20 protein-coding genes and 1 tRNA gene are annotated in these 18,449 nt (G+C 62.1%); 11 read left to right on the top strand and 10 right to left on the bottom strand.

Annotation, left to right across the window (positions count from 1 at the left end):
- Positions 1–30 precede the first annotated feature (30 nt).
- The 5 genes from CXQ94_RS01785 to CXQ94_RS01765 all read left to right on the top strand — a co-directional run bounded on the left by CXQ94_RS01785 (position 31) and on the right by CXQ94_RS01765 (position 4,000).
- Entirely contained in the window at positions 31–969 is a 939-nt protein-coding gene (locus CXQ94_RS01785) for a LysR family transcriptional regulator (RefSeq protein WP_104086500.1), read from the top strand.
- Positions 966–2,165 carry an SLC13 family permease gene (locus CXQ94_RS01780; RefSeq protein ID WP_104086499.1) on the top strand — a complete coding sequence of 400 codons (1,200 nt, stop codon included), beginning with the start codon at positions 966–968 and terminating at the stop codon, positions 2,163–2,165. Before CXQ94_RS01785 ends, CXQ94_RS01780 begins: the two co-directional genes overlap by 4 nt.
- Positions 2,166–2,216: 51 nt before the next feature.
- Positions 2,217–3,170 carry a DNA-3-methyladenine glycosylase gene (locus tag CXQ94_RS01775; RefSeq protein ID WP_104086498.1) on the top strand — a complete coding sequence of 318 codons (954 nt, stop codon included), beginning with the start codon at positions 2,217–2,219 and terminating at the stop codon, positions 3,168–3,170.
- Positions 3,171–3,376: 206 nt separating this feature from the next.
- Complete coding sequence (locus tag CXQ94_RS01770) at positions 3,377–3,679, top strand: hypothetical protein (protein WP_146070210.1); 303 nt, start codon at positions 3,377–3,379, stop codon at positions 3,677–3,679.
- Positions 3,680–3,721: 42 nt separating this feature from the next.
- Positions 3,722–4,000, top strand: a complete 279-nt coding sequence (locus CXQ94_RS01765; RefSeq protein WP_104086496.1) for a putative quinol monooxygenase — start codon at positions 3,722–3,724, stop codon at positions 3,998–4,000.
- Between the two features lie 85 nt (positions 4,001–4,085).
- Here CXQ94_RS01765 and CXQ94_RS01760 read toward each other — a convergent pair whose 3' ends face one another.
- The 3 genes from CXQ94_RS01760 to CXQ94_RS01750 all read right to left on the bottom strand — a co-directional run bounded on the left by CXQ94_RS01760 (position 4,086) and on the right by CXQ94_RS01750 (position 6,268).
- The gene (locus tag CXQ94_RS01760) at positions 4,086–4,451 is read right to left on the bottom strand and encodes a co-chaperone YbbN (RefSeq protein WP_104086495.1); all 366 of its coding nucleotides are present in this window, start codon (positions 4,449–4,451) and stop codon (positions 4,086–4,088) included.
- A gap of 72 nt (positions 4,452–4,523) precedes the next feature.
- Entirely contained in the window at positions 4,524–5,738 is a 1,215-nt protein-coding gene (locus tag CXQ94_RS01755) for an MFS transporter (RefSeq protein ID WP_104086788.1), read from the bottom strand.
- Positions 5,739–5,821: 83 nt separating this feature from the next.
- On the bottom strand, positions 5,822–6,268 hold the full coding sequence (locus CXQ94_RS01750) for a MarR family winged helix-turn-helix transcriptional regulator (protein ID WP_104086494.1): 447 nt from the start codon (positions 6,266–6,268) through the stop codon (positions 5,822–5,824).
- A 58-nt stretch (positions 6,269–6,326) separates the two neighbouring features.
- On the opposite strand from CXQ94_RS01750, the gene CXQ94_RS01745 reads away from it, so the two are divergent.
- Both CXQ94_RS01745 and CXQ94_RS01740 read left to right on the top strand, forming a co-directional pair.
- On the top strand, positions 6,327–6,884 hold the full coding sequence (locus tag CXQ94_RS01745; RefSeq protein ID WP_104086493.1) for a GNAT family N-acetyltransferase: 558 nt from the start codon (positions 6,327–6,329) through the stop codon (positions 6,882–6,884).
- Between the two features lie 93 nt (positions 6,885–6,977).
- Positions 6,978–7,220 carry a hypothetical protein gene (locus CXQ94_RS01740; protein ID WP_104086492.1) on the top strand — a complete coding sequence of 81 codons (243 nt, stop codon included), beginning with the start codon at positions 6,978–6,980 and terminating at the stop codon, positions 7,218–7,220.
- An 11-nt stretch (positions 7,221–7,231) separates the two neighbouring features.
- On the opposite strand, the gene CXQ94_RS01735 is transcribed toward CXQ94_RS01740, so the two are convergent.
- The 3 genes from CXQ94_RS01735 to CXQ94_RS01725 all read right to left on the bottom strand — a co-directional run bounded on the left by CXQ94_RS01735 (position 7,232) and on the right by CXQ94_RS01725 (position 8,559).
- Positions 7,232–7,876 (bottom strand): hypothetical protein, encoded by a 645-nt coding sequence (locus CXQ94_RS01735; protein ID WP_104086491.1) that lies wholly within the window; start codon positions 7,874–7,876, stop codon positions 7,232–7,234.
- A 142-nt stretch (positions 7,877–8,018) separates the two neighbouring features.
- Positions 8,019–8,103: transfer RNA gene (locus CXQ94_RS01730), tRNA-Tyr, on the bottom strand.
- A gap of 150 nt (positions 8,104–8,253) precedes the next feature.
- Positions 8,254–8,559, bottom strand: coding sequence for a hypothetical protein (locus CXQ94_RS01725; protein ID WP_104086490.1), 306 nt, complete (start codon positions 8,557–8,559; stop codon positions 8,254–8,256).
- 420 nt (positions 8,560–8,979) lie between these two features.
- Between CXQ94_RS01725 and CXQ94_RS01720 the strand changes: the two genes are divergently transcribed.
- Together CXQ94_RS01720 and CXQ94_RS01715 are read left to right on the top strand one after the other, a co-directional pair.
- Positions 8,980–9,468 (top strand): YajQ family cyclic di-GMP-binding protein, encoded by a 489-nt coding sequence (locus CXQ94_RS01720; protein ID WP_103464955.1) that lies wholly within the window; start codon positions 8,980–8,982, stop codon positions 9,466–9,468.
- A gap of 128 nt (positions 9,469–9,596) precedes the next feature.
- Positions 9,597–10,373 (top strand): VOC family protein, encoded by a 777-nt coding sequence (locus CXQ94_RS01715; RefSeq protein ID WP_181034034.1) that lies wholly within the window; start codon positions 9,597–9,599, stop codon positions 10,371–10,373.
- Between the two features lie 90 nt (positions 10,374–10,463).
- Here CXQ94_RS01715 and CXQ94_RS01710 read toward each other — a convergent pair whose 3' ends face one another.
- A complete protein-coding gene (locus CXQ94_RS01710; protein WP_181034033.1) occupies positions 10,464–13,937 on the bottom strand; it encodes a M66 family metalloprotease in 3,474 nt (1,157 codons plus the stop codon).
- Between the two features lie 304 nt (positions 13,938–14,241).
- On the opposite strand from CXQ94_RS01710, the gene CXQ94_RS01705 reads away from it, so the two are divergent.
- Together CXQ94_RS01705 and CXQ94_RS01700 are read left to right on the top strand one after the other, a co-directional pair.
- Complete coding sequence (locus tag CXQ94_RS01705; RefSeq protein ID WP_104086488.1) at positions 14,242–14,598, top strand: GntR family transcriptional regulator; 357 nt, start codon at positions 14,242–14,244, stop codon at positions 14,596–14,598.
- Positions 14,595–15,569 carry a DUF1648 domain-containing protein gene (locus CXQ94_RS01700; RefSeq protein ID WP_104086487.1) on the top strand — a complete coding sequence of 325 codons (975 nt, stop codon included), beginning with the start codon at positions 14,595–14,597 and terminating at the stop codon, positions 15,567–15,569. The genes CXQ94_RS01705 and CXQ94_RS01700 overlap by 4 nt, the downstream gene beginning before the upstream one ends.
- 26 nt (positions 15,570–15,595) lie before the next feature.
- Here CXQ94_RS01700 and CXQ94_RS01695 read toward each other — a convergent pair whose 3' ends face one another.
- From CXQ94_RS01695 to CXQ94_RS01685, 3 genes are read right to left on the bottom strand one after another with little or no spacing between them, the layout of a single operon-like run.
- Positions 15,596–16,270 carry a response regulator transcription factor gene (locus CXQ94_RS01695; RefSeq protein WP_104086486.1) on the bottom strand — a complete coding sequence of 225 codons (675 nt, stop codon included), beginning with the start codon at positions 16,268–16,270 and terminating at the stop codon, positions 15,596–15,598.
- A gap of 1 nt (position 16,271) precedes the next feature.
- Complete coding sequence (locus tag CXQ94_RS01690; protein ID WP_181034032.1) at positions 16,272–17,591, bottom strand: sensor histidine kinase; 1,320 nt, start codon at positions 17,589–17,591, stop codon at positions 16,272–16,274.
- On the bottom strand, positions 17,578–18,279 hold the full coding sequence (locus CXQ94_RS01685) for a histidine phosphatase family protein (protein WP_104086484.1): 702 nt from the start codon (positions 18,277–18,279) through the stop codon (positions 17,578–17,580). The genes CXQ94_RS01690 and CXQ94_RS01685 overlap by 14 nt, the downstream gene beginning before the upstream one ends.
- Positions 18,280–18,449 lie beyond the last annotated feature (170 nt).

Here is an 18,449-nt window from a genome sequence, read left to right as displayed (position 1 = left end):
TCAGTTTTACTAAGCTATTTGGAGGGGCCCTTGCTGGACGTCAAACGCCTGCGTTTACTGCGTGAACTACATATCCGAGGCACCCTGGCCGACGTCGCCGCTGCCCTGCAATACAGCCCCTCCGCCGTGTCACAGCAACTGGCCCTGCTAGAGAAAGAAGCCGGGGTGAAATTGTTGCGCAAGGTGGGACGGCGGGTGCAACTGACAGCGCAGGCCGAGATCCTTGTGGCACACACGGGTGAGATTCTCGAGTCCCTCGAACGGGCCGAGGCAGACCTCTCAGCATCCCTGACCACCGTGACTGGAACGGTAAAACTGGCCGTGTTCCAGTCGGCCGCCCTGGCGCTGCTCCCCGATACACTCACGGCCATGGCTCAGAGCTACCCGGACGTGCGGATCGAGATGGTGCAACGTGAACCCGAAACCGCACTTTATGAGACCTGGGCCAGGGACTTTGACCTGGTTGTGGCCGAGCAGTACCCCGGCCATGCCGCTCCCCGCCACCCGGAACTGGACAGGATCATCCTCACCACGGACGCCATCAGACTCGCAGTGCCTTCCCACGGCGTTGCCGGTGGCATGTCCCGTCTAGACCAAGCCCCCATCGCCGGCATTGCGGACACAGCGGACCTGCCCTGGGTCATGGAGCCACGCGGTGCTGCCTCCCGGCATTGGGCCGAACAAGCCTGCCGGCAGGCCGGTTTTGAGCCCGATGTGCGCTTCGAGACGGCAGATCTCCAGGCGCAGATTCGGCTCATCGAGTCGGGCAACGCGGTGGGCCTGATGCCCGATCTGATGTGGACCGGGCGTCCCCCGGCCCTGACGCTGATCGACTTGCCCGGGCTCCCGCGGCGCACGGTCTTCACCTCGGCGCGACGTGCCAGCCGCCGCCGTCCAGCCATTTCGGCGTGCCAGGAAATCTTGGAACAAACCGCCCAAAAGGTGGCCGAAATGCCGGTGCAACCATGAGGAAACTGCTGACCGCCGGCTTCCCTGGCGCACTGTTTGTTGTTGGACTAATTCTGCTGAGCACCGGGCTTTTGACGCCCAGCTCCGCACTGGAACTGGCGTCCCGTACAGTGCCCATCCTGCTGTTTGTCCTCGCCATGACCGTGGTGACGGAACTGGCGGACAGCGCCGGGCTCTTCCGCTTTATTACCGCGCGGCTGGCCCGGTTCGGCACCCGAGCTGCCCCGGGCAAGCCACCGCTTGGACGGATCGCTGTCCTCTGGCTTCTGGTTGTGGGGCTGGCCACGCTCAGCACGGTGTTCTTGTCCCTGGACACCACCGCCGTGCTGGTCACGCCCGTGGTGGTTTCGCTGGCGCGCCATGCCCGCATCAATCCACTGCCGTTTGCCTTGACCACAGTTTGGCTGGCCAATACGGCGTCGTTGTTGTTGCCCGTCTCCAACCTGACCAACCTGCTCGCCCAGCGCCAGCTGGATGTCAGCCCGTTGGGGTTCGCCCAGCTGGTGTGGGCACCTGCTGTGGTGGGCATAGTCCTTCCGCTGGTGTTTTTGGTCTTGATGTTTCGGCGGGACTTGCGGGGGAAATACTCGGCCCCTGATGTCCCGGCAGTGGCAGACAAACGGCTGCTGGTCTTGAGCGCCATCACTGTTGCCTTGCTTTTGCCCGCCCTAGTTTCGGGCGTCGCCGTATGGATCCCGGCCAGCATTGCCGCAGTGTTCCTATTGGTGGTGTTCGTGGTTCGCGAGCGCTCGGCCCTGCATTGGAAGATGCTGCCCACTCAGCCGTTGCTTCTAACCATGGGCTTGTTTCTGGTGGTTGCAACCCTGCATGACCACGGTCTCGGTGCAGCCCTGGGCCGGGTCTCCGGCACCGGCGAGGACTTCCTGAGCCTGCTCCAGCTGGCCGGTTTGGGCGCACTCAGTGCCAACGGCGTCAATAACTTACCGGCCTATTTGGCGTTGGAACCTGCGGCGGACTCCCCTGTGCGGCTGGCCGCCTTGTTGGTGGGCGTGAACCTCGGCCCGCTGGTCACCCCGTGGGCATCACTGGCCACGCTGTTGTGGCACAGCCGCCTCAAAGCAATGGGCTTGGACGTCTCATGGCGCGGTTATGCCTTGGCCGGGCTGGCGCTTGTTGTCGTTTTGCTGCCCCTGTCCGTGCTGGCGCTGTGGCTTGCTGCCGGGTTGCCGGGGTAGCCTCCTTCGGCTCATCGGAATCTTGTCAGCCCCGCATGCGACCATGGAAGCATGACCGTCACAATAGCTCTTGGACCCACCGCGGTCTGGAACGCTGGCGGACCCTACAATTTGCAGCAGACACTGGGCATCATCTGCCGCGGACCAGCGGATAGAACCGTCCGCTTGACCCATAATGCGGCTTGGCTGGCCTTCAACACCCCCGCCGGTCCCGCCACCCTCGGCATCACACAAGACGGCCCGGAATTCCACATCAGGAGCTGGGGCCCGGGTGCGGAGCTGGCGCTGAAGGGAGCTCCAGCCTTGCTGGGTGCCCACGATGACTGGTCCAGCTTTGACTCCCCCGCCTTTGCCGCAACACTCCCCCGCCTGGTGCAAGATGCCCGACGCCGGAACCCCGCACTTCGCCTTCCCGCCACTGGGCGCATGGTCGATGCACTCATCCCGGCCATTCTGGAACAAAAGGTCACCTCGCTCGAGGCACGCCGCGGCTACGCGACACTGCTGCGCAAATTTGGCAGCCCCGCGCCGGGCGTCAGTTCCGATCCGGCGGTTCCCCACGATCTTCTGGTGGCACCCTCACCGGCGCAATGGGCGGCCATCCCGTCATGGGCCTGGCACAAGGCCGGAGTCGGGCCACAGCGTTCGGCAACTATTCTGCGGATGCTGCGATCGACGTCGGGCTTGGAGCGACTGGCACAACTCCCGGCAGAGGAAGCCGCAGCGAAGATGCAGTCCATCCCGGGCATCGGGGTATGGACAGCGGCGGAGGTCACCCAACGAACGCACGGCGACGCGGATCAGGTGGCCGTGGGCGACTACCACCTGGCCGCCTACGTTGGGTGGGCGCTGGCAGGGAAAGCGGTGGATGATGCCGGGATGCTGGAGCTCTTGGAGCCGTGGCGCGGACACAGGCAGCGGGTGGTACGCATGTTGCATTTGAGTGGCTTCCGCAAACCGGCCCGCGGGCCGCGCATGACTATCCAGGACCACCGCGGCCACTAAACCCAAGCTGCGCGGTGACAGTGGGGAGTTGTGCCCATTGAACCCGGTATTGGGAGATCACTAATCTTGGGCAAGGAACAGTACATGCCGTATGTAACCGGGACAGTCGTGATTGGAATGACTTGAGAGAAGCGAGCCGCATCTTCTGGGCCGCCATGACCGTGGCGATGCTTGCCGGGTGCACGTTGCCGGCAAAGGATCAAGCAATGAACGCATCCTGCACTCAAAGCGGAACCTACAAGCTGCGACAGGGCATAGGCGTCTCGGAACCAGAACTCCCGGCAGCCACCTCGGATCCTGCACTGCGCCCGCGGGTGGGCATCATCGGCATCTTCGCCTCCCCCGAACCGGCGGCAGTCACGCTGACAGTCACCCAGCACGGTCCCTCCCCCTTGCCCAACTTCAAGGAATTGGAGCTCGGCGATACCGCTGACTTCTATGGCTACTCCATCAAGATCACCTCGATCTGCAGCACCGAAATTCGCTTTGACTTGGTGAGCGCGCCGTAAAGGAATGCTCGTTTGAACATCTGTATCGCCTAGGCTGATTCCATGAGCGAGATCATCAACCTACAGGCCACTTTCATCCCCAACGACGGCGAATTCTTCCGAGTGAAGCTAGCCCTCGACATTGCCATCGAGCAAGTCGTGGAGGAGGAAGGTTGCATCCAGTATGAAATCACGGAGGAATCCGAAGAAAAGATTGTCCTGACCGAGCAGTGGGCCTCCCAGGAAGCCCTTGACAAGCACGGCAAGGGAATCGCGGTCCAGGACCTCAACGAATCCTTGAGCGCACTGCTGGCCGAACCGGTCAAGCTGGAACGCCTCTAAAACCACAACTGCCGCTTCCCCGCATACCTGCCGTTGCAGAACAACGGGTATGCGGGAAAGCGGCAGTTTTGCGTTAAAGAGAGGGTTACTCTGCGGCTTTCTTGGCCACGGCGGCATGAACTTCACTCATGTCCAGTTCCTTCACGGCCGTGATGACCTTCTCCAGATCCGTGCCGCTCAGTGCGCCCGGCTGGGCGAACACAAGGACCTTCTCGCGGAATGCCATGAGGGTGGGGATTGAGGTGATGTTCGCTTCGGCGGCGAGCTGCTGCTCCGCCTCGGTGTCCACCTTGGCGAATACGACGCCGTCGTGCTTCTGGGAGGCCGCCTCATAGGTAGGCGCAAAGCGCACACAGGGCTGGCACCAGGAAGCCCAGAAATCAACGAACACGATGTCGTTGTCCTCGATGGTGGTGCCAAAAGATTCAGTGGTGATATCAACTGTAGCCATGCTTTAACCGTAAGGGACACGGCCAAAGCATGGCTACAAATTTCGCTCAACGCGTGAGCGGGAATATCGTTTCTACACGCCCTCGGGCTCGTGCGAGGTGAGGAAGCGGCGTCCACCAAAGATCACAGCGGCGCTGATCAGAACGGCAAATGCGGCAACGTAGAAGGTGAGCGAGGCGTTGAAGTGCTCGGCGATCTTGGCCGCCAGGAACGGCGCCAGCGCCCCGCCCATCCAACGCACAAAGTTGTAGCCGGCGCTGGCCACGGGCCGCGGGGAATCCGAGACGGACATGGCCATTTCGGTGAACAAGGTGTTGTTGATGCCCAGCAACGCCCCGGACGTAACGGTCAAGATGACGATCAGGGTGACGGAGTGTCCGGCGGCCAGGGCCAATCCCACCAGGATCAGCATCAAAATAAGCAGTGAACCCATCAAGGCACGTGTTGGGCCAAACAGGCGCTGCACCACGGGCGCCACGAACACCGAGAACACTGCCACGGCAACGCCCCAGCCGAAGAACACAGCACCAATGCCGTAGGCGTCGAAGCCCAAGATGAACGGCACAAACGCCAAGATGGTGAAGAAGCCGTAGTTGTAGAACAGCGCACTGCCGGCCGTGGTGCGCAACCCTTTGTGGCCCAGGGCCAGCAGCGGATCGCGCAGCCGTGTCTTCGCGGCCGGCAAGGCAGTCTTGGGCAGCATGATCATCACCAGAACAAAGGCGATGGCCATGGCGGTTGCGGTGCCAAAGAACGGTGCCCGCCACTGCCAGCCACCCAACAAGGCGCCCATGAGCGGGCCCAAGGAGAGCCCCAAGCCCAGTGCCGCTTCATACAAAATGATGGCCGTTGCCGCACCGCCGGAGGCCACACCCACCATGACGGCGAGCGAGGTGGCGACAAACAAGGCGTTGCCCAGGCCCCAACCTGCACGGAAGCCCACCAGCGCATCCACTGTGTTGGACATTCCGGAGAGAGCGGAGAAGACGACGATGATGCCCAAACCGATGAGCAGTGTCTTCTTGCCGCCAATCCGCGAGGACACGAAGCCCGTGATGAGCATGGCGATGGCCGTCACCAGGAAATAGCTGGTGAAGAGCAGTGAAACCTGACTGGGCGTTGCTTCCAGATTTTTTGCGATCGCCGGCAGGATGGGGTCGACCAAGCCGATGCCCATGAACGCGAAGACAGCGGCAAACGCCACCGCCCAGACGGCCTTGGGTTGCTTGAGCATTGATTGCTTCTCCGACTGGAGGGCGCCCTCATGAGACTGGGTTGCCCCCGTCATGGCATTGGCCTGCACGGTTTCTCCTAAAGTACTGTTTTCATTGTTTAACGTTCGACGGCGGGAAGCGGATTGTGCCGTGGTGCTCACGTCACAGCGGGCTGGCGCGTCAGGGCTGTATTGAGCTTGGCAATGGCCGGTATGGCGGCGGCGATGGAAGAGCGCTCGTCCGGGGTTAATGTGTGGAGCGCCGACGCCATGACGGTGTTGCGGAAGGCGTTGGATTCGGTGAGCTTGGCTCGGCCTTCATTGGTGAGTTCGACCAACACCACCCGAGCATCCGAGGCGTCTGAGATTCGCTTCACCAGACCGGCAGCCTCGAGCTTGATGATTTGCTCCGTGGCACTGGGAACGCGGATCCCCGCATTGCGGGCAATGTCACTGACGCGCATGGGGTCGGCGGCGATCATGTTCAAGGTGCTCAGCTGCCCAATACTCAGCTCGCCCTCGGCATCCATGGACCGAACCAAGTACACCGCCTGACGCAAGATGTCACGGTAACGGCCGGCCAGTTCCTGAAGATCATCGCTCATAGTTAGACAGCCTAACAATTAGGGTGCCTAACTGTCAATTAACCTCTAGCATGGGCACATGGAATTGACCACGGAAAGGCTAGTACTGCGCGAGTACACCACCACGGATTTCGACGCCGTGCATGATTTCGCCACAAACCCGCGAACTCTGGTCTTCGTGGACTGGGGCCCAAATTCGGAGCAGGACACGCTTGATTTCCTGAACTTCTGCACCACGACGGCTCATGCTGTGCCCCGGACGGGCTACACCTTGGCGATTGCCGTGGCTGGTGCGGTCATAGGATCCGTGGGGCTCACCGTTCACCACGGCACAGCAGCGGAGATCGGGTACACGATCAATCCCACCCACTGGGGCAAGGGTTACGCCACCGAAGCCGCCAATGCCTTGCTCACCTTCGGCTTTTCGGAGCTGTCCCTCGAGCGCATCACAGCCACCTGCCGGCCGGAGAATGCGGCGTCGGCGGGAGTTCTGGCAAAGTTGGGCATGACCCAAACCGGGCGCCTGGAAAATGATCGCCTCATTCGCGGCGCCTGGCTTGATTCACTGGTCTTCGGTATTGACGCGCCGAAGCCTTCACCGGAATTAGCCCCAGCATCTACATGCAATACACAGTAAATTCACTCCACTCCTGCACGCTAACGCTGTTGACTGACTACACAGTTGGATCCGAGACACCCCTCGAACCATAGCCGCACCCCAGGAGGAACCATGACCCGTCCCGCGCACCATCACGTCTTTGTCCGCCCCGACAGCAGGGATCCTTGGCCTCCGCTCACCAAAGATGAGCACGTGGCCCTTGTCAATGAGCGCGGCTGGCGGCTCAGCGGAACCGTGGAAACCCTCACTTCCGACCGGCAATGCCTATGGATTCAGCTCGACGCCGGCATGGGCCGCCAGCTTATCCACCACCAGGATGGATTCGTGCTGGAAGGCAGTACACAGGCACACTAGGGGCGTAATCCCTAGTCTTCAGGTCCAATCATGGATACAAATTCCCTGGCGTCCGCTTCACCGATGTCCGCATGGTCGCGCAGGAGGTTTGCGGCGGCGTCGTAATCCCCGCTCCGGGCAAGCGTTCGAATGTGAGCGAAGATCTCCTCATTCAACCTGGTGCTGGCTACCTCGCGCACTTCATCGCCGCGGGAGACAATGGCACGGTACCTGTAGGCGCTGGGGGCGGGAGCTAACGGCTGCGCTGCCACTGGCGCCGCAGCAATGATGTCCGCAACAGTGAGTGGTGTCTCCGTTGCGACCGGAACGGCAGGTTCCGGTGACGGCTGCGGAAACTGCGCCAAGGCGGCGACGGCGGCAGCCGATTCACCCAGGCCCGACTTGGTGGCTTTGCGGTACTCCTGAACTGCGTTGAGCATCTGCTGGCGGGCGATCAGCGAATAGATGCTCCGATGAGCCTCCGGAGAGAGCTTGGCGCTGGCTTCTTGCGCCATTTCCCGCGTAACTTCACGCCCACGCCGCCCAGTGGCCCCTTCGGCGGACTGAGTGCCGGTGGAACCCTGCGCCGCACGGGCCTTTCGCCCCATCAACCGGGCCACTACGGCCACAACAACGACGACCAGCACAACGATGAGCAACGGGACAAGGTATTCCATAGCCCAATCTTAAGGCCCCGGCCACGATCGGGCTGCCCAGAACTAGCCGTTCGCTAGCAAACCATGTCCGTTCGGACGGACTTTTCGAAAAACGCCCACTTAACCAGGAAAGCCCGGAACCGTGAGGTTCCGGACTTTCCGTTGGTGGCAGATACTGGATTCGAACCAGTGAAGGCGTTGCCAGCTGATTTACAGTCAGCCCCCTTTGGCCGCTCGGGTAATCTGCCATGGCCACCAAACCCCACAAGGGCGTCTGGTTTCGCTCCCATCAAGTGGGAGCAGTAAAACTGTACAAGGTATTTGCCCAAGAATCGAATCGAGAGCTAATTTGTCTGACAAAGTCGGCAAAAATGGTATCCGAGGGGCCAAAAACCGGCCTACGCCTCAGACTGGATCCGCCGTACCAACTGAGCTTCAAGGAAAGCCGCCTGCTCCGGGGTGACCTGCCGCAATGCCACAGCCCGGGCCATGTCTTCCTGGACGCCGGCGATCCTCGACGATGCCGAATTCGCAGGCGAAGCGAGGATCGACGCAGGATCGGAACTGAAGACGGGCCCCGACAAAACTGTTGCCGCCACCAACGCCGCGGTCGCAACGGCCGTTCCGACCGCGGTCTTCACACCCGGCCGGGGCTTCGCAACAGCTCTTGCTTGTGCGCCTGCGGTACCTTCAACACTATTCATCGGTCCTCCATGAAGCGGTAGTCTCAACTCCTCCAACCTTCGCGGAGCCACATGTACTCCCGCCCCATGAACTCTGAGTGCAGTCTGTGAGCCGTCCGCCGTCGCCTATGCGCAGTCGTACGGCCCCTGGTTGCGCATAAAGAAAGTCCCGGCCCCCTCGCTTCTCCCCAGCGTCTGCCACCCTCCCTAACCTCGCTTCTCCCTAGCGCCTACCACCCTCCCAAACCTCGCTTCTCCCCACCCGCTCCCATCGCTCGCAAGCTCGCGACGGGCCCCTCGCGGGCGTGGGCCCCCACTTTGGGGCCCTCGGGCGCTAGCGCCTACCACCCTCCCTAATCTCGCTTCGCTCGCTTTGGGGCCCTCGGGCGCTAGGCTTAGATTCAAATCAACCAGTCAAATATTTGAGTCTGTGGAGGAATCATGGCTAGTGAGTCAACGTTCGACGTCGTCAGCAAGGTCGACAAGCAAGAGGTCGCCAATGCGCTGCACCAGGCACAGAAGGAAGTAGTCCAGCGCTACGACTTCAAGGGCGTAGGTGCCGAGATCGATTTCAGTGGCGAGAAGATCCTGATCAAGGCCAACTCCGAAGAGCGGGTCATGGCTGTCATGGACGTCTTCGAATCCAAGCTGATCAAGCGCGGCATCTCGCTGAAGTCCCTGGACGCCGGTGAGCCCTACGCCTCAGGCAAGGAATACCGCCTCGAGGCAGAAATCGTTGAGGGCATCGCCCAGGACATCGCCAAGAAGATCAACAAGCTGATCCGCGACGAAGGCCCCAAGGGCGTCAAGTCCACCATCCAGGGCGACGAGCTCCGGGTGAGCTCCAAGAGCCGCGATGACCTCCAGGAAGTCATGGCCCTCTTGCGCAAGTTCGAGGACGCCGACCTGCAGTTCGTCAACATGCGCTAGTCCACGCTGACCCAAAGCAAATACTGGGGAAACTCCCAGCAAGCATGCGCCCGTTACCCTTGTGGGGTGGCGGGCGCAGGCATATGCTCTTGATTTGTTCCCTCTTTCCTCGCCCTTTAGGAGCATTCATGAGCACTGAGCAAATCCCCGCCGGAGCACCTTGTTGGATTGACCTGATGACCTCAGATCCGGCCAAGGCCCGCGAGTTCTACACCGCCCTCTTTGGCTGGTCGTATGAGGTGGGCGATCAAGAAACGTACGGCGGCTACATCATGGCGTTTAAGGACGGGAAGAGCGTCGCCGGCCTGATGCAGAGCAGCCAGGACGACGCCGGCTACCCGGATATGTGGACCACCTACCTTCGCGTGGAGGACATTGACGCCACCGTCGCCGCTGCCACAGCAGCCGGTGCCGTCACCTACATGCCCCCCATGGACGTTCCCGAACAGGGCAAGATGGCCATGCTGGGCGATCCCGGCGGCGCGTCCGTTGGCGTCTGGGAATTTGGTGGCCACACGGGTTTCCAGGCCCATGCCGTCAATGGTGCCGCCAACTGGCACGAGCTCTGGAGCAAGAACTACCCGGCCGCCGTGAAGTTCTACGAGGACGTCTTTGGCTGGAACACCTCGGTCATGGCGGACACCCCTGACTTCAAGTACACGACCCTTGGCGAGGGGCAGGAAGCGCTGGCCGGCATCATGGACGCCGCCAACGAACTCCCGGAGCAGGTTCCGTCCAACTGGCAGGTGTACTTCCAGGTGGACGACACCGATGCCGCCGTTGCCACGGCCCTGTCCCTCGGCGCCACCGTAATCCAGCCTGCCGCGGACACCCCCTTTGGCCGGCTTGCCGGGTTGACCGACCCCACGGGTGCCATGTTTAAAATCATGCAGCCGCCGGCGTAAAGGCGTTGCCCCAATGAAAATGCTCCCGCGGTTGGCCACCGAGTTTCGCTGGCCAGCCGCGGGAGCATTTTTGTTCGTCGGGTGGCATGCCTAGAGCCCCAATTCACCCAATTTCTTCAGCACCGCCGCATCAAGCAGCACCAAAGCAGGCGAGGAACTGTAGGACAGGCCCACCCATTTTTGGTTGCTCCCTGAGGCGGTCCCATACAGGATGGGCTTCCGGGTGGCCCGGTTCAAGTCCATGGACTTGCCCGGGGAAGCCACTGAGTTCAGGTGCCCGTCGGCGTGGTACAGCCATTTTTGTTGTCCATCCGTGACCGCGCAACGGGTGGGCCTGCTCGGATCGGCACTGGTGAGGCAGAGATCCGGCCGTGCCCCATTGTGGACGGCACCGCGACCATCCATCAACCAGGTCTCGTTGGCGGCGCCTGTGCATTCGGTGCCCGAGGTGGCCGGCGTCGGGACGCGGGCTTCCAGGGTGCCGTCGTCGTTCGCGTACAGCTTCAGGCAGTAACCGGCATTCGAGTTGCTCGCATCCACGCGAACCGCACCTCCAGCGGAAATCACCTTTGAACCTGCGTTCACTAGCTTGCCGTCGGCGAGCAGGGCCTGCAGGCGGGCCTGGGTAGGCGCGGTAGACAGCGAATCCCGGTAATAGGAAAGGAACTTTTCCACGTTCGTTGCCGCTGCGGAGTGGCCATCCAGTTTGGCTACCATCGCTTGTGCGGGGGCGCTTAAGGTTCCCAGCTGCGACCGCCAGGTGTTCAGCATCATGGCGCCGTCACTGGTCAGGACAGGCATGGTCTGACTGGATAGTGATTCGAGCTCGGTCTGAAGCTTGGGCAGCTCTGCCTGCTGCAAAGCCGAATACCCTGCCTCCTGGCCAACTGTCACGGCATCCGGCATCGGGGCCAGGTCGGTGGCGATGGTGACATGGTTGCCGTAGGCCTTGGTGGCACCGTTGCTCTTGCACAATAGATCCGCGCCCGTGGGCTTCTCCGAGGCGGCAATATTGATATTGAACTGCAGGGCGTTGCTGGCAGGAACCCCAGCCACGCCGCCGCTGAGGGCGTATTGCTTGGTGCGACCGTCCAGGAAGCTCACGTCCATCCAGCAAACCCGGCTTGCGGCGGGCCCATCCGTAGCAGGCGCCGGGTAGTCAAAGCTGTTGCCCCAGTTGGAGCGGAATGACGGGTAGAGCACCGCCTTGGCCGGATCCGCGGGCACGTAGCCGCCCAGCAACGTCACCACGGGCACGCCCACGGCGGCCGGGCGCAGGTAGTTGAACGCAGCGTTCTTGGCCTTGGCGTCAACGAAGCCACCCGTCGCAGCGTCCCAGTCGCGGTAGCCGCTGGGGTAGGCCAGATCGGCAACCACGGTCTTGAAGTTGTCTTGGATCCGTTTTGCGCTGTAGCCGGTGTGCAGCGTGAATTTGGAGGCGTTGCTGGCCACCGAGCCGCCGGACATGGCGTCGGTCATGTAATTGTAGGACCCGGCAAAGTTTTGCAAGAACGGCAACCCGTTGACGCTGGTCCCCTGTGCGTTGAAGGGCCCGGAGGTGTTCAAGTTGGTTCGCAACAGGCCCCGGTATGCGTTGTAACCCCAGCCGGAATCGGCGTGGTGGGTGGCGTTGATCGTGGCCGCGTCCCCGGGCAGCGCGCTGTTTTGTCCCGGGTAGTGTCCCAGCCCGTAGGAGTGGCCCAGCTCGTGGCTGAGTTCGTTGCCGCTGGTGCTGTAAACGGTGGCCATGCCGTTGCCACCGGAGAGTCCATGTTCGGCACGGCCGTTGGCGTAGAGGCCTGCGGAGTGGTGAATGATCCGCTGGTTGTAGACGCTGGGCTGGGACTGGTTCATGGGGCCGGAGGTGATGCCGAAGTTGGCCAGGTTAATGCCGGTGGACACCTGGGCCTTGCCTACGTTTTCGCGCATATCCCCCGAGTAGACATCGCCATTGGTGACGGACGGGTTTTCCGGGGTGTAGATGTTCCCGTTGGCCACAATCACCTTGTTCAGCTGGACCGACTCATATTTGGCCATGATCAGTTTGGACACGGGGATGGTCTGGAAGTAGTCCGACGCCGACGCTGCCGGGTTGTTGATGAAATAGTGGTCCCCGTTCATATTGGGGGTGGTGAGCATGCCCAGCTCAATGTTGTTGACCACCATCTCGGTGGGAGCGCCAATGGTGATTGCCGTCGCAGGCAGCGTTCCGGCGGCCCCGGCGCTGTCGGTGAAGGCAAGCTCCAGCCCGGGCATCACGGAGTCCCAGGGCAAGTCAATGCTCCAGGCGCGCTTGGAATATACGACGGCGGGGCGTGCACCCGTGTACTTGGCGTCGGTTTGTGCCAGTTCGGCGGGCGGTTTCAGTGCCAGGGTTCCCTTGTCTACGCCCTTGACGGTGACGCGTACGCTCACTCCCGTTGTCTCCTGGGTGGGCGTGAAAAGCAGTAGCGCCGCCCTCGCAGCTACCAGGTTCGGCATCTCCTTGACCCCGTTGCCAGCCGGGTCGATCGTGTGGCTTTGCGCAAATTCCACCATCCCGCTCAGCGGGCCAGTGGCGAGGTCATTGCGGATGTCCCGGGGAGTTCCGTCCTTGGTGACGTCGTGGAAGCCCAGCCCGCGGTCCTTGCCCGGCTCCGCCAGGTACGCGTTATTAGGGTCCGCCAGCGGGGTCCCGAGCTTGAGCGCATCCGTGGTCACCGATGCGCTCTGCGTTCCCGCAGTCCAGTTCGTGACCGGAACCATGAAGCCGCGATCGAGTTCCTCTCGAGTCACGGCGTGCCGAGCCGTCGCGCAGGTGTAGCTGGCACCGGGTGCTAGACCCGTGTAGGAGCAGTTTCCTGGGCCGTCAGCCGGCAGGAATGGGGCAAAGCTGCCCGCTGTTGGGGCAACATCCACTGCGCCGGCTCCGGTGTTGGTGACGGTGAAGGAGTAGGGCAGTGCCTCACCAACTGCGTAGGGGGCGGTTGTGGTGTCTCGTTGCGGCACCGCAGGAGTGCCGGAGATGCGGACCTGCCCGACGTCGGTGGCGACGTTCGCTCGCACTGTCACCGGCGGAGTCGCCAGGGTCTTGGTGACTGCTCCCACCTGCCATTCGCTGGCCGTTGCGAAGCTGCCTGCGTCAATCTCGGCCGGGGTCACAGTGTGGCTGGTAGTGGTGCAGTTGTAGCTGGCACCCGGTTTGAGGTTGACGAAGCGGCAATTTCCTCCGCCGTCTGCCGGGACGAAGGGCTTGAATGGGCCGGAAGTTGGCAACACCGTGACAGTTTCGGTCCGGCGATTGCTGACAGTGAAGGTGTACTTCACCTTTTCCCCAGCTACGTAGGGCCTCAGCAACACGTCGCGGGCAACGTCCGCCAGCTGTCCAGTGACGCTGACACCTTCCAGGTCTATGGTTGCGGTACCGGCTGCCAATACAGCGGCCGATGCCGTGGCGGGGATGGCAGGAGCGGCAACAGCGGGGACGGTCCCTAAGGCGCTTGCCGCGACTGCGAGGGACAAGACTGTGCCGGAAATGACCCGTTGGTAGGATCGTCGCCCGGGTCTGCGCATGGGTCTGTTCATGGAGTTCCTTAGCAAAGTGGGGCCACCGTTGGCATACGTCATCACCGAAGGACGACGTTGGGCTGAAGGCAGCAGTGCAAGTGACGTGTGGCTTCAAAGCGCGAGCCTCACATAGGACATGGGATCTAACCGAGGCGCAATGGTGCCGCCCCACGCCATCCGGTCCCCCGCGAACAACTCGAAATGAAAAGTATCACCGTTGTTTTCACTTGCGATTACTGTGACCAAGTTGACAGAACCACCCGGATCTGGCCTCGCCCTTCCGCCTTGTTGGCGACCGCATTGTTCTACTATCATTACAAACATGCTATTTCGTGTTGATGCGACGTCGGCGCTCTCCCTTGCCGATCAGATCGCGGTTCAGATACGGGCCGGCGTCGTCGATGACACCCTGGCACCTGGCGAGCGTCTACCTCCTGCGAGGGACCTGGCAAAGGGGCTCCAGATCAACATGCACACGGTGCTGCGCGCCTATGCGCAGTTGCGTGATGAAGGTGTCATTGAGATGCGTCAGGGGCGTGGTGCCTTTATCCGCCAGGAGGCCGGTCCGGGGTTGATCAGGGTGACCGAACTAGCCACGCAATTAATGGACGAAGCGCGCAAGCTGGGCATGTCCGGGCAAGATATTGTGCGATTGATTGGGAGAGTTGAAAACGCATGACGGAAACACCAGCAACCACTACCACGGCCCGGGGTGTCGTCGCCGGATTGACTGTGCTGCTGCCGCTAATCGCGGTTCTGGCATCCTGGTTCCTCTGGCAGGACAAGCTCCCGGCGGAGCTTGCCTCGCACTGGTCGGGCAATGGCCCCGCGGACGGGACAATGAAGACCACCAGCATGTTGATGCTTTCGCTGTCCCTGACGGGCATACCGGCAGTGGGCAGCATTGTGACCGCCGTCTGGCGCGGGGTCAGTGCGGTAGTGTTGCGCGGAGTTCTGGCTGCCTGTGGTGCCATTGCTGGCATAGGGGCCGTGGCCTGGCTGCTGTCCGCCAGTTTGACCATGCAGGCAGGAGGCACGCATGGCGTTGTGCTGGGATGGTGGCAGCTGGCACTGCCCGCATCGCTGCTTTTTGGCGCAATTCCTTACTTCATTGCACCCAAGCCGTCCTTCATAACCCATGAATACACCGGCGGTATAGCGCTGGGACCCCAGGAGACTGGAGCCTGGTCGAGCACCATCACGTCCAAGACATTGATGCTGATTCCTGCGGGCATGCTCATCCTCACGGCCGTCCTTTTTGCTCCCGAAGTGGCAGGCGGTAACGGAAAATCGGCAGCGTTTGGCATAGCGACGATGCTTGCAGTCACGGTCCTCGTGATCCTCATGGCCCGGCTGCAAGTTACGGTGGACTGGCGAGGGCTGCGCGTGATCTCGGCCCTGGGCAGGATCCCGCTTAAACGAATCCCTTTGGACAACATTGCCTCGGTGGAGGTTGCCCAACTGCGGCCCACCGAGTGGGGAGGCTGGGGTTATCGGGTGATGCCGGGGAGGTCGGCGATCATCATGGGCGCGGGCCCCGGCCTCATCGTCACCACCACGAACGGCAAACAATTTGCCGTGACCGTAGCCAATCCTAAGGTCCCAGCGGGATTGCTGCTGGCCCTGCGAAGAAAAGCCAACAAAAAGTAGCAACCGCCACCACGGCACGGCCGGCTCTAGCCGCCGGGTTCAACCAACCCGGTATCGTAGGCCAGCACCACCATTTGAACCCTGTCCCGCAGGCCCAGCTTGGCCAGAATCTTGCTGACGTGAGTCTTGACCGTTTGTTCAGCGATAAAGAGGTCCGCGGCAATCTCGTGGTTGGAGAACCCCCTGCCCACCAAAGTCATGACCTCGCGCTCACGTTCGGTCAAACCGTCAAGCTTTTCGCGGGAGCGCGCCGGGCGAGGGCCGGATTGGGCAAATTGTTCAATGAGCCTTTTGGTCACCGACGGCGCTAGCAGGGCATCGCCCGCAGCCACGATGCGCACGGCGGCCACCAGCTCGTCGGCGAGCGCATCCTTGAGTAGGAATCCGCTGGCTCCAATCTTCAATGCGTCGTACACGTAGTCGTCCACATCGAAGGTTGTCAGCATCAACACGTGGGGCACGGACTGGCCGGCCTCGGGAGTGTCCGCCAAGATAATTCTGGCGGCTTCCAGCCCGTCCATCACCGGCATGCGGACATCCATGAGCACCACGTCCGGGCGGTGCTCGGCCGCCATTTCCACGGCCCGGGCGCCATCCTCGGCCTGCCCCACAATCTCAATGTCGACCTGCGCCCCCAGGAGCGCGGCAAATCCTTCGCGCACCATGGCCTGGTCATCGACCACTAAAACTCGAATACTCACGTTATCGCTTTCCAGGATTGGTTTTGTTTGCGGCAATGAGCGGCAAGGTGGCAACCACGGAGAACCCGCCCTGCGGCGTCGGGGTGCAAAAGACCGAGCCGCCCACGATGGCTGCCCGTTCCCTCATTCCCATCAGTCCCTGCCCCACATGGGAGCCACGGTCCAGCTGGGCCATGACGGCACCAACGGCCGACGGCGTATTGACCACGGAAAGTTCCAGCCGCTCACCGTTGCTGTTGAAGGTGATGGCCACCTCGGCTCCTGGCGCATGCCGAATCACGTTGCTAAGTGCCTCCTGCACAATTCTGTACGCCGTCAAAGCGATGACCTCGCCCACGCGGTCAAGGTCGACGCCGGACAGGTCCGGCTCGTCGACCTGAACTCCCGCCGTGCGTGCGGAGGATAGCAACCCGGGCAAATCGTTGAACCCCGGCTGGGGGCCCATCTCGCGTCCGTCACCGGCGCTGCGCAAGGATCCGAGCATGCTGCGCATTTCCGTCATGGCCCGCCGGGAATTCGCCGCAATGTCATCGAACTCCTGTTTGAGCTCGTCGCTGAGCCCCGCATGCCTGTAGGCGGCCGTCGTCGCCTGAACCACCACCACCGACATGCCGTGGGCCACCACATCGTGGAGTTCGCGGGCAATCCGTGTCCGCTCCTCGGCCAGTCGACGCCGGGACTGCTCGTCGGCGCTGAGAGTCCTTTCGGCGGCCAACTCGGTACGCAGATGCTGCCACTGCTGGGCCACCACGGCGGCCACCATGAGCCCTCCGGACACGGCCGCGAAGATGACAACGTTTATTTGTGCGCCCTGAGACTGGCCCTCGGGCATGGCCAAGTAGTTGGCAGTGACCCCGACGCCCACGCTCATGAGCCAGGCTGCGGCAGCAACCATCCAGTGGCTGCGCAGCCCTGCCACACACACCACCAAGACCTGGGTGACCATGGCCACCACGCTGAACGGCATGGGCGCCGCGCCCACGGGGTTGGACACCAGCGGCATGATCATCAGCGGAATCAGGGAAACCAGCACACCAGCCACTGGCCTGGCCGCCGTCAAACCCAGCGATGCCGAATGCAAGATCGCCATGCCCAAACCGAACGGGAGCACCATTTGATACAGGCTCATGTTCAGCGGGGCACCCACGGCCAGCAAGGCGATACAGACCGCAGCGGTGGCCAGCCACACCCAGCTGAGCTTCTTCATCCGCCAAAGGTTGACAGTGCTAAAAGGCGTCTGGGCCACGAAGGTCTCGAGGGCATGCCCGCCCGATCGCGTCCCGGCGCCTGTTGTTACTTGCCCGCCTTTATCCTTCGGCATGGTCGGTGTGGAATGCCTTTGCGGCGAGTTCCGCCGTCGGACCATCAAAGTCGACGCCGCCCACGCCACCAGCCGGTGAACCCTGCCAGGATTCAATGTGCCAGCCCCCGCGGGCGGAGCCGTCGCCGGGTTCACCCTCGAGGACAACAATGCCGGTGTTGGAGAGTTCATGGTAGGTGGGGTCCGACCAGTCGATGTTTTCTGAGCGATGCCCGGCCCAGAACCTGATCATCGCACCGTGGCTGACCATGGCCACCGTGCCGTCCGGGTACGCGGTGGCGGCTTCACGAACCACAGCATCAAAACGGTCCAGGACATCAAATCCGGTGTCCGCGCCAGGCATGCGAACAGCGAGATCACCCGTCAGCCAGGACTTCATGGTTGTCATGTATGCCATGACCGATTCCATGTCGCCCTTCATCTCCAACGATCCGGCGCTGATCTCCCGCAGGCCCTCGCGCATGATCGGCGTCAGTCCACGATCGCGGGCAAGTGGCTGCGCCGTCAGGGCAGTTCTGGTCAGGTTGGAGACGTAGATCGCCTGAATCTGCTCCTCGCGCAAAGCATCCGGAACCGCGGCCGCCTGGTCCTCCCCGAGTTTCGTCAGCCCGGGGCCAGGAACCGCAGTGTCCAAGAGGTTCAGGATGTTGTTGGGTGTCTGGCCGTGTCGAATCAAGATCAATCGCATACCCCCATTCTGTACTACTCCCCTGACGGTTTGCGTGTAGGTCCCCACCAGTGTGCATTTGGCGGGTCAACCAGTTGTGGCGGCGGCGAATGCGATAACGTTTTGTGCAGTCGGAAATCGGCACCAGCGCCGGGTCCGGATGCCCACCCTCCAGTGCACACCGTCAGGAC

The organism is Arthrobacter sp. GMC3, from assembly GCF_002929305.1.
GTDB lineage: Bacteria > Actinomycetota > Actinomycetes > Actinomycetales > Micrococcaceae > Specibacter.
This window is presented reverse-complemented; position numbering and strand designations above follow the sequence as displayed.

Coding starts and splice junctions, on each gene's coding strand:
- CXQ94_RS01780 (WP_104086499.1), top strand. CDS start 966: ATGAGGAAACTGCTGACCGCCGGCTTCCCTGGCGCACTGTTTGTTGTT.
- CXQ94_RS01775 (WP_104086498.1), top strand. CDS start 2,217: ATGACCGTCACAATAGCTCTTGGACCCACCGCGGTCTGGAACGCTGGC.
- CXQ94_RS01770 (WP_146070210.1), top strand. CDS start 3,377: ATGAACGCATCCTGCACTCAAAGCGGAACCTACAAGCTGCGACAGGGC.
- CXQ94_RS01765 (WP_104086496.1), top strand. CDS start 3,722: ATGAGCGAGATCATCAACCTACAGGCCACTTTCATCCCCAACGACGGC.
- CXQ94_RS01760 (WP_104086495.1), bottom strand. CDS start 4,451: ATGGCTACAGTTGATATCACCACTGAATCTTTTGGCACCACCATCGAG.
- CXQ94_RS01755 (WP_104086788.1), bottom strand. CDS start 5,738: ATGACGGGGGCAACCCAGTCTCATGAGGGCGCCCTCCAGTCGGAGAAG.
- CXQ94_RS01750 (WP_104086494.1), bottom strand. CDS start 6,268: ATGAGCGATGATCTTCAGGAACTGGCCGGCCGTTACCGTGACATCTTG.
- CXQ94_RS01745 (WP_104086493.1), top strand. CDS start 6,327: ATGGAATTGACCACGGAAAGGCTAGTACTGCGCGAGTACACCACCACG.
- CXQ94_RS01740 (WP_104086492.1), top strand. CDS start 6,978: ATGACCCGTCCCGCGCACCATCACGTCTTTGTCCGCCCCGACAGCAGG.
- CXQ94_RS01735 (WP_104086491.1), bottom strand. CDS start 7,876: ATGGAATACCTTGTCCCGTTGCTCATCGTTGTGCTGGTCGTCGTTGTT.
- CXQ94_RS01725 (WP_104086490.1), bottom strand. CDS start 8,559: ATGAATAGTGTTGAAGGTACCGCAGGCGCACAAGCAAGAGCTGTTGCG.
- CXQ94_RS01720 (WP_103464955.1), top strand. CDS start 8,980: ATGGCTAGTGAGTCAACGTTCGACGTCGTCAGCAAGGTCGACAAGCAA.
- CXQ94_RS01715 (WP_181034034.1), top strand. CDS start 9,597: ATGAGCACTGAGCAAATCCCCGCCGGAGCACCTTGTTGGATTGACCTG.
- CXQ94_RS01710 (WP_181034033.1), bottom strand. CDS start 13,937: ATGAACAGACCCATGCGCAGACCCGGGCGACGATCCTACCAACGGGTC.
- CXQ94_RS01705 (WP_104086488.1), top strand. CDS start 14,242: ATGCTATTTCGTGTTGATGCGACGTCGGCGCTCTCCCTTGCCGATCAG.
- CXQ94_RS01700 (WP_104086487.1), top strand. CDS start 14,595: ATGACGGAAACACCAGCAACCACTACCACGGCCCGGGGTGTCGTCGCC.
- CXQ94_RS01690 (WP_181034032.1), bottom strand. CDS start 17,591: ATGCCGAAGGATAAAGGCGGGCAAGTAACAACAGGCGCCGGGACGCGA.
- CXQ94_RS01685 (WP_104086484.1), bottom strand. CDS start 18,279: ATGCGATTGATCTTGATTCGACACGGCCAGACACCCAACAACATCCTG.